The organism is uncultured Nitrospira sp. (genome assembly GCA_902500695.1).
In the GTDB taxonomy this organism is placed as follows: domain Bacteria; phylum Nitrospirota; class Nitrospiria; order Nitrospirales; family UBA8639; genus Nitrospira_E.
In genome coordinates this window covers 17,836-20,213 of sequence record CABVRQ010000002.1, presented here as the reverse complement: position 1 = coordinate 20,213, position 2,378 = coordinate 17,836, and the positions used below count along the sequence as shown (strand labels likewise).

The following is a 2,378-nucleotide window of genomic DNA, read 5'->3' as shown; positions in this document are numbered from 1 at the left end:
GCATCGGCTTCATACCAGGAGACATGCATCACCGGATGATGAGCCATACTCTCCTGAAAGTTTCCCCCGTCGAATTTCCAGTCGGGCAATGGCGAACGGCCCGTGTCCACGACAAAACGCAAATACTCCAAAGCCGTGATTTCATAGGCATCAATCTCAAAAGCATCCAGATATACCTGGTGTTGAGGCATCTCCGGCCGGTAGGCCTGCCGATCTATTTTTTTATTACTCCCCATGGTAAACCATCCGGCTGGAATCACCACTTTTTTTTCTTTAGTAGGCAATTGGGCCCGCTGCAAGGCTAATTTCTTCCCAGCCTCAGTCCACTCCGGTCGAATATCCGACACGTCCAGACCCCATGCCATCATCCCTGACATCAGGGTAAACCCGGCCACCAACAACCCTGTCGAAACAAGACTTTTCCTATTTCGTCTTACACGCATAAACCCCTCCAAATTAATCCGACGACTAAGACGCCACTGATGGAAAAATTGGAGAATTCACCATCCCAAAGACGAACTCGAATATCTTCGTGTCTTTCGGGAAAGAAGCCATTCGCTGGGAACCCCAATATTTTTATGTCAGCATGGTCATTTATTGAACCAAATCGTAGCTTCACCTTTCGGCGAGGTCAAGGCGTATTGCCAAAAGCCGTAATCGGCTTTTCATCAATGCCTGACCCTGTTTAATCCATAAGGCCATTTAAAAAAGAATACATAATCCAAATACACCTAAACGAGAGAAACTTCCGATAGAAACATTATAACAGCTGACCTAAAGGAATTTTCAATTTTGCTTAAAGTTGATTTTTGATCCGCTTAATTTCACAATCGATTAAAGAAGTCCATTTTAAAAATCAAAAAAAAATGGGGGATTCTTTCGAATCCCCCATTCTTAAAAATTAAAGCTAGGAGTGGTTATTTGGCTGCCACCGGCAAGACTCTGCCGGTCTCCACCACGTCGATTGAAGCTTGCTTCACCTCACTCGTTCCTCTTTCCAGAGGCAGAATCCGTTGGTCATTTTTCGGGAGCACCCTTAAATAGCCCCACTGACCAGATTGCGAGTAAGGCAGCCGCTGATTATTCCAGACATAATCTGCGGCAAGCATATCACGCCCTCCAGCGGACGGAATAAATACATCGATCGTTTCCGAACCGGCGAATTCCACCACACTGATTTCGTCGGCTCCCGGCATGAATGGTTCGATCGGCCATTCATGTTTTTCCACACTAAACATCCCGTTTTGCTCGCTGCTGGCACCGAACACATGAATCCTCACAGGATCCCCTGCATGTGCCTGGATAAGCGGAGTGACCGGATCTTGTGGATTATCCACCTCACAAGGCTGGAACATGCGTCCAAGCGTACAACCAGCCTCTTCTCTGTGAAGATAGGGTTCAGAACGATAATTGACACCGGTGAGGCCGGCTACATTCTGGACATACGGCATAAAGCTGGTACCGATAATGTTGTCTTCATCTTGAAAGAGTAAAGCCACATCACGGTAATTTCTGCGGTTTTCTTGGCCTGGAATGGTCCTGTCAATAATCACATCCGCTTCCCAACTATTTTTCATGGAAATGTCGGCACCGGTCTTTGGATCACGGTACTGTGAACCTTTCGGCCCGATGATGACCGCCCCGAACAGGCCGTTTCGCGGGTTTAACATCACATTTCCCCAGTCCCATACCAATGATGAAATTTCCCCGTTAAAAGGATCAGCATAATAGGTATAGGTCTTTGACTCACCAGGGGCGATGGTTTGATCCCCTGAATTATTTCCGACGTTGGCCCCCAAGGAATCTTGCGGGTTAAAGGCCAAGGAGATGGCCGAGAATGAAGCCCTGCTCTCCTTCATTTTATTTTTGAGATTCACTTTGATGCAATCTCCCACGTTTGCGCGAATCGTCAATGGCATCGGGTGGTAGTCCCCTGCCACTTTCGTGATCTCATCCTCAAGGACGTAGATCTTGCCATCAGGATTTCTCAGGTCGATGGTCCTCTCAAAGTCAATTTCAATGGATTCCGGAGCACTAGGATTAAAACTCATCTCCGAAAAGTCCATGGCAACCACGTTAAATGATTTCACCGGAGCCTCTTCGGGACACACCGGAAGGGGCTTAGGAATTTCATTTCGACCTGAATACCCAGCTGGGAGCGGTTTCAGGTCAGACGTCTCCTTATCCAAGACTCGCAGAATTCCCCAACTTCCCTCAGAAAATTTGGAAGACCGTCCGTTAAAATGAATATAGTCTCCAGGTTGCAGACGAGGACCGCCTGCCTTTGGTACGACTAAATCGTATCGCTCGGCAATACCAATATGCATGGAATTTTTTCTATTGGCATCCCCGGCATATCGCTCACTCAAAAACGTGTG

1 protein-coding gene and 1 pseudogene are annotated in these 2,378 nt (G+C 47.4%); both read right to left on the bottom strand.

Annotated elements, in window-relative coordinates:
- A partial coding sequence (locus AAH187_RS00530) for an SUMF1/EgtB/PvdO family nonheme iron enzyme (protein WP_342346476.1) occupies positions 1 to 443 on the bottom strand: 443 nt, incomplete at its 3' end.
- A gap of 474 nt (positions 444 to 917) precedes the next feature.
- Positions 918 to 2,378 (bottom strand): annotated as a pseudogene (locus tag AAH187_RS00525) (hypothetical protein); the annotation flags it as partial.